The sequence below is a fragment of the Bacillus cereus group sp. Bc031 genome (assembly GCF_027716265.1).
GTDB lineage: Bacteria > Bacillota > Bacilli > Bacillales > Bacillaceae_G > Bacillus_A > Bacillus_A paranthracis.
Genome location: NZ_JAQFUL010000141.1, coordinates 1 through 7,091 on the forward strand (window position 1 = coordinate 1; position 7,091 = coordinate 7,091).

Consider the following 7,091-nt stretch of genomic DNA (forward strand, 5'->3'; position numbering starts at 1 on the left):
TTTTTCTCTCATTATACAAGAAAGACCCTATAGAATAGACTTTTTTTTAAGTGTCTATTCTATAGGGTACATTTTACATTCCAACTTCCTTTTTTTATATGTGTCCCCTTTTTTATCGCCAGTTGCTTTTGAATGTAAAGTATTCCTTTTCTTAATTAAGGAGCGTAGCGCTATGCTACTTTTTGTTTGGATCCATCTTTATCATTTAAATTTGAAAGATGTCACTGTCTTTTATACCCAGGACTCGCATTTCTTCTTTTAGTGAACGCCAGGACCAAATTTTGATAGATTTAGTAGTCCTATCCCGTAAAGTGTATTGGTGCATATAATATGATTCTTCATTTTTCTCATTGTTAATCCTCTGTTTTTATTTAATTCATTAAAGTCTCGTAGATGTGTAAAAATTACATATTAATTGGTGGGTTTCAGACTTTATTTGCTATAGTAATTCGTAATATCTTTTTAAGGATAAGTTAGATTTAAATCCTATTTGTTGCATGACTTGTTCAGATGTAGTGTTCCCTTGAATAATCTTTAAAATAAAGGTGTTCCGAAAATGTTGAGCAGAAATTCCCTTTCGGAGATTAGCACGTTTCACTTCTAAACGGATCCTTTTTTGTATTGAGATTTCAGTTAGAAACTTTGGTGCATCATCCTCATAACTCCAATGATATGTCCCACGTGTAAAATCAAAAGCACTAACCAGCGGATCATTGCTGTGATATTTAGGGCGTACAGGTTCAGGGATAGTTTTATAGTAATTATATAAGTGTAATTTATCTTCTTTCTTCAAATGAATGGTTCTATTTACTTTTGAGTCTTCAGGAATGGATAAAGTATTATTTTCGAAATGGACGTGTTGGTCGTTGTTTTTCTGTAAGGCCTTCAAGTGAAGAAATAACGTCTTTTAAGCGTATCTCTTCCTGGAAAGAAACGAAATCTTCCCTACGTAATGCCCGATTAGGTGGTTCTATATGAATAATCCCTTCAATGGGACTTGGTAAATCTAAGTATTCGTACAACCTATTTAAGACAATATATATGCGGTGTATAGTTTTATCGGAGTACTGACAATCTTCCTTCAAATATTTGAAAAGGCTTCAAACTCTTTTTTATGAAGCGAGTCAAAAAGATTATTTTCAGTGATTTTTTTTGATTGGTGCAGCCATTGAATGAAACTTTCTACATCATATATAGCGTTTAATTGTTGAAGGTTTTCTTCCCTTATTTAATAAAAAAGAAGAGAAGCCTTCTATTGTATTTTTGGTCTCTTTTGTAGTCATGCTATATTTTTCATTCCTTATCCTCATACCTTTTGACTACTCTGTAAAATGTAGGACTTGTCATATTGCACTTCTTCATGGCGTATAGCGCTGTGATCTTTCCATGTTTCCAATCGTTATATGCATCGATAAATTCCTGAGTTATTTCAGTTTTGGGTCTACCCAAATGCTTTCCTTTTTTCTTTGCAGATTCAATACCTTCACGTTGACGAGTTTTTATTTTAGTTCGTTCTTCTTCAGCAAGCCAGGACAAGATTTGGAGTACCAAATCAGTAATAAGATTTCCTAAACTATCTTTGTATTGAGTTGTATCTAGAAGTGGCATATCTAATACAACAATATGAGCTTGTATATTTTGTGTGATATTTTTCCACTCCTGGAGGATAGCTTCTTTATTTCTGCCGAAACAATCTAAGGAATGAATATATAAAATATCATCTTTTCTTAACATGCGTTTTACGAGTTGATATTGATCACGGTTAAAATCTTTTCCGCTTTGTTTGTCGATAAAAATATCTCGTTCGTCAGTGATGAGTTGTTTCATTGCTTCAAGCTGCCGATCTTCATTTTGATCTCTACTACTAACCCTTATATATCCGAATTTTCTTGTATTCAAAATAAATAGACATCCCTTCAATAGTGTTTCTAATGAAATTATAACAAAAAATACTTCAAAAGATATCGCTAATTATTTAGTAATTCAAAAGTGTGTTTTTAAACCTTTTGAAGCACTAAATTCAGTAGAGTTTACGGCGCTAAAAAAGGTGTACCTTTTGAAACACTTAAAAAGCATTAAGGATTCCAATTTAAAAATCAAGAATTATTAGTATAAGTTGGTATCATAAATTTCTATAAAATATCGCATTATAAATAATGTGGAAATTAACCTTGTGTTTCTTTTTACGATTTTTTATAGGGGGGGACAAAATTGAATATACTTAACTTTTTGATGTCATCATTGAATTATAGGGAAATAATCCAAAGAATACTTGAGTTATTCGGAAATAAAAAGAAGAACAATAAAGGATGGATTTGGGCTTCTTTACTAGGATTAGGAACAGTTTTAGGGTTATTGGCAACACGTAATTCAAGTATGATGAAACCTATAAAACATACGTTCCAAGGTTTTCAAAATAAAACAAGTTCATTTATTCCATCCAAAGTAAATTTAGCAAATATGGAATTTGCTGATGAAATTACGCCTAACAACCAAGAGAGACATGGTAACCAAACTAATAATCACCACCATTACAAGACACAAATCCCATCAAAACAACAGTAAATAGATAGCCGGTTCTTTATCTTACAGGGAACCGGTTCATTTATGTCTAAATGTACAATCTTCTTTTTAGAAATAGTAATCCCTAATAAACCCTTAAAGTAATCATTAATTCATACAAAAAAACTACAAATTATCATTATATATTTTTATATCTTTAATAAAAATGAGGATACTACATTATGAAGAAATTTTTAAAGTTTAGCTTGGTAGGAATATTAAATACACTTATCACAATGATTAGCTACATAGCTTTAGTTAATATTGGTATAAATTACCTTATCGCTAACTGCTTTGCATATTTAATTGGTGTTATTAACAGTTATTATTGGAATAAAAATTGGGTTTTTGAATTTAAAAATAAAAAGGTATCATTATTTTTAAAATTTCTAACCGTAAATTTAATTGTATTAATTTTTAACACAATTATCTTATTCATATTAGTTGATAAACTTTTTATCAATAAGTTTATCTCACAACTTTTTTCTATCAGTGTTGGCATGATAATGAATTTTTCTCTTCATAAACTTTGGACATTCAACAAACAAAATCATTTGCAATAATTCAACCAATCCCTACTACAAGGAGGATAAAAGCTTGGAGAAACTTATTTCAATTATCGTTCCTATGTATTTTGAAGAAGAAGTAGCACAAGAATGCTATAATTGTTTAAAATCTGTTATGCTACAAAATAATATTAATTATGAATTTATCTTTGTAAATGATGGTAGTACCGATCGAACGATTGAAATTTTAAAAGGTATTTCAGCCGAAGATTCTCGTGCTAAAATCATAAACTTTGCTCGTAATTTTGGACATCAAATAGCTGTAACAGCAGGAATTGATGTTGCTAAAGGTGATGCTATGGTCATCATTGATGCTGATTTACAGGATCCACCTGAAGTCATCCCAGAACTTATCGCGAAATGGGAAGAAGGTTATGAGGTTGTTTACGCAAAAAGAAAACGGCGTGAGGGTGAAACTTGGTTTAAACTTGTAACAGCTAAATATTTCTACCGCTTCTTAAATGTCATGTCTGATATTAATATTCCTAAAGACGCAGGTGACTTCCGTCTTATTGATTGTAAAGTAGCAGATGTATTCAAACAAATGACAGAACGAAATCGTTTCGTACGTGGAATGATGTCTTGGATTGGATTCCGCCAAACATATATCGAATACGTAAGAAATGAACGTTTTGCGGGTGAAACAAAATATCCCTTAAAGAAAATGATGAGATTTGCCTCAGATGGTATTATTGCATTTTCTACAAAGCCATTAAGAATGGTTATGACTTTAGGTTTAATTTCTGTATTAATTTCTATTGCAGTTTTAATATACTCAGTTATTGTTAAATTTATTGGACAAGACATTCAAACTGGATGGGCTTCTCTTATGGTTGCTATCACATTCTTCAGTGGCGTGCAACTTCTTGGTCTTGGTATTGTCAGTCAATATATCGCTCGTATTTATGACGAAAGTAAGAATCGACCAATCTATGTTGTAAAAGAGACTGTCAATATAGAAGAGGATATAGCTGTAGACGATAAAGACAAATTGAAAAAATCTTAAATATACTAAAAAGAATTGTAGCACGTGGTTTTCACTGCCATAATTCTTTTCTTTATTTAGATTAAATAATGTCTACAATCTAGTCTTTGAGCGACTTAACTGTTAAGAATTTTCTTTTTTATAAAACTAATCAAAATCAAGAAATAGATTCATTTTCCTCTGGTATTCTTCCCTCTTCTACGCTTAAGTGTATACAAGAATTTTCTTATTTACAAAAAAATCATAACATCTTATTAACCAGGGATAATTTCTTTCGTTTAGGAAATTTTATAAATAAACTTTTTGAAATTTTTTTGAGGTGCCTTCAATGTTTTTAAACCAGAATAACAAAGAAATAAAGTTACTTGTTTTTGCAGCAATCATACTCATTCTTTATTTGTCTCCTTTATTTATTCTTGGAGAAAATGCGCATATTCGCGTTCATGATAATCTTGATTCCAATTTGTCCTGGTATAAGGTTTTGGCAAGGAGCGGAGAGATAATAGGTCCAATTGATGCTACCATTCCACAGGTGATAAACAATCAATTGTCAAGAAACGCATTTAGTACGGAATTTAGTGGTATCGTTTGGTTGTATGCTTTTTTTCCAAATATGGTTGCGTATGCATTAAGTCAAACGATTACAAGAGTGGTTGCGTTTATAGGGATGTATGTTCTTTTAAAACAACATTTTTTACCTAGAGAGGAATGGAGGATCATTGCAGTAGGAGTTTCATTAGCTTTTGCACTTACTCCTTTCTGGCCTTCAGGAATGCTTAGTACTCTCGGAATGCCTCTTGCACTTTGGGCATTTTTAAATATTCGAAAAGGAGAAAGGTCGTGGAAGAACTATTTCGTACTCACTCTTATTCCTCTATATTCGAGTATTGTTTTAGGTTTTTTCTTTTTTTTAAGTGGAATGGGAGTCCTTTGGTTAGTGGACTTAGTAATAAAAAAAGAATGGAACTTTCGTTTTCTTTTTTCAATTATTTATATGACGCTCATTTACATGATTGTAGAATATCGCATAGTATCTTCCTTCTTTTTATCTACTGCACCTAACAGTAGAGATGAATATTTTCATGCAAGATTATCGTTATGGCGGTCTCTCCGCCTCACATTGAAAAATTTCCTTTTCGGACATACTCATGTCATGACAGTCCATACATTTGTTATTTTACCTGTCATACTTATTGCGATGTATTTTATCATTACTAAGAAACAATGGAAGCAAGAAAAAGTCTTTGTTTTTTTGTTTTGGTTTAACATAGCGTTGTCAATTTGGTATGCTTTTTGGTTTTATAAAGGTTGGCTTCCATTAACAAAACGTTTTCACATTTTAGATACATTTAATTTTGCACGTTATCATTTTTTACGCCCGTTAGTTATCTATGTTTTATTCGCTCTTGGATTAAAAGTTTTATGGTTACAAGGGAAAATATGGAGACACGCTGTAACAGGCTTTGTGGTAGCTCAAATTATTTTGTTAAGCTTTTTTAATGAAGAACTTATTTTTCAAAATAAACCTTCAGTAAAGGAATTTTTTGCAGAAGAACAATTCCAGGAGATAAAAGAGTATATCGATTTACCTTTGGAACAGTACCGTGTCGCTAGTATTGGTTTACATCCTGCTATCGCTCAGTACAATGGATTCTACACACTTGATACATATAATAATTTTTATCCTCTATCATATAAATATGAATTTCGAAAAATAATCGAGAAGGAACTAGCGAAGAATAAAACGATTCGTACGTATTTTGACGAATGGGGTGGCCGCTGTTATATTTTCACCGATGAACTTGGAAAACACTATATGTTTACAAAAAAATCAAACAAACGCTTAAGAAATGCAGAACTAAATATAGAACACTTCAAAAAAATGGATGGTCGTTACATACTTTCTGCTGTTCCAATTGAAAATGCAGCAGAAAACAATTTATCTCTTGAAAAAATATTTACATCAAACACATCCGCTTGGAAAATTCATTTATATAAAGCAATATAGATAATTGAAATAGATTGCCTCTCTCGATGTAAAATAATAAATTGAACTACTCACCATAAAAATTGCGCCTAGATATATCTAGGCGCAATTTTTATGAAACATTATTTTTGATTTGCTTATGAACCACTTTATTATAGCAACCATGTTTTACTACTTGCCTAAAATCATCTACTTCACTTCCCATTATCTCTGTAATATCAACAACAATTGTATTCTGTAGAACACTCACTACATATCCGGTTAATTGTAAATTAGGATTTTTACGAGATAAAAATTGAACATAATCCCCAATTGTTACTTTTGTTTTATGCTCCATTTGGTACCCCCTGAATCATCATAAATTATATGTTAGGTTTCCCTTTTTTTACTTCTTCATACTGTTTGGCAAGTTTATAAAATGAAAGATACTTAATATCATGTTTCTTCATAGCTTCTACTCCATTAATTGCATCACAAAATTTTAGTTAGTAAATTAGAGATATATACTTTATTTATGTTTCTGCTATATTTAAAGGGCTTTTTTCTAATACAATAAGAAAAGCAAAAAGAACTTGTAGGAATCCCTACAAGTTCTTTTTTAGATAATGTAAAAAATTTAACACAAACTATCTCATAATTTGAATCGGAGCAAACACTATAACCACGGGTTGATTTTATTATATACCAAATCTTAACGTATGCACTTTTAATGTTTGAAAATTTTGTGAATTCATCATAGGAGAATAAATAACGATCTTAACCCCTGAAAATCCTAATTTATTATTTCGAACAAAATGTTTTAAATCAATATTTATATCGTAATAATTTATAAAAATATAAGTATAGGTAAATAGAGAAGAATGGTGCATTCTTACAGAAAAATATATAATGACATTCAGGATTAATTAACTATAAGGGGTCCCGCCAACCAAATGACATAAAACCCACGCTAAGACATTTTTTGGAAGGTAAAAAGCCGATTTTCCCACGT

6 protein-coding genes and 1 pseudogene are annotated in these 7,091 nt (G+C 31.0%); 4 read left to right on the forward strand and 3 right to left on the reverse strand.

Annotated features, from left to right (window positions below; all coding sequences use genetic code 11):
• Positions 1-439: 439 nt before the first annotated feature.
• Positions 440-1,283 (reverse strand): annotated as a pseudogene (locus PDQ33_RS27635) (phage integrase N-terminal SAM-like domain-containing protein).
• A gap of 10 nt (positions 1,284-1,293) precedes the next feature.
• Entirely contained in the window at positions 1,294-1,899 is a 606-nt protein-coding gene (locus tag PDQ33_RS27640; RefSeq protein WP_270757012.1) for a recombinase family protein, read from the reverse strand.
• Between the two features lie 312 nt (positions 1,900-2,211).
• On the opposite strand from PDQ33_RS27640, the gene PDQ33_RS27645 reads away from it, so the two are divergent.
• The 4 genes from PDQ33_RS27645 (at position 2,212) to PDQ33_RS27660 (ending at position 6,121) form a co-directional block, all read left to right on the forward strand.
• Complete coding sequence (locus tag PDQ33_RS27645) at positions 2,212-2,565, forward strand: hypothetical protein (RefSeq protein WP_001023789.1); 354 nt, start codon at positions 2,212-2,214, stop codon at positions 2,563-2,565.
• A 179-nt stretch (positions 2,566-2,744) separates the two neighbouring features.
• Positions 2,745-3,125: a GtrA family protein gene (locus PDQ33_RS27650; RefSeq protein ID WP_000714042.1), complete on the forward strand. Its 381-nt coding sequence runs from the start codon at positions 2,745-2,747 to the stop codon at positions 3,123-3,125.
• Between the two features lie 34 nt (positions 3,126-3,159).
• A complete protein-coding gene (locus PDQ33_RS27655; protein WP_000413109.1) occupies positions 3,160-4,134 on the forward strand; it encodes a glycosyltransferase family 2 protein in 975 nt (324 codons plus the stop codon).
• 307 nt (positions 4,135-4,441) lie between these two features.
• On the forward strand, positions 4,442-6,121 hold the full coding sequence (locus tag PDQ33_RS27660) for a DUF6044 family protein (RefSeq protein ID WP_000479589.1): 1,680 nt from the start codon (positions 4,442-4,444) through the stop codon (positions 6,119-6,121).
• Between the two features lie 91 nt (positions 6,122-6,212).
• Here the strand turns inward: PDQ33_RS27660 and PDQ33_RS27665 are convergent, their stop codons facing one another.
• The gene (locus PDQ33_RS27665; protein WP_000400418.1) at positions 6,213-6,437 is read right to left on the reverse strand and encodes a DUF2187 family protein; all 225 of its coding nucleotides are present in this window, start codon (positions 6,435-6,437) and stop codon (positions 6,213-6,215) included.
• Between the last annotated feature and the right edge of the window lie 654 nt (positions 6,438-7,091).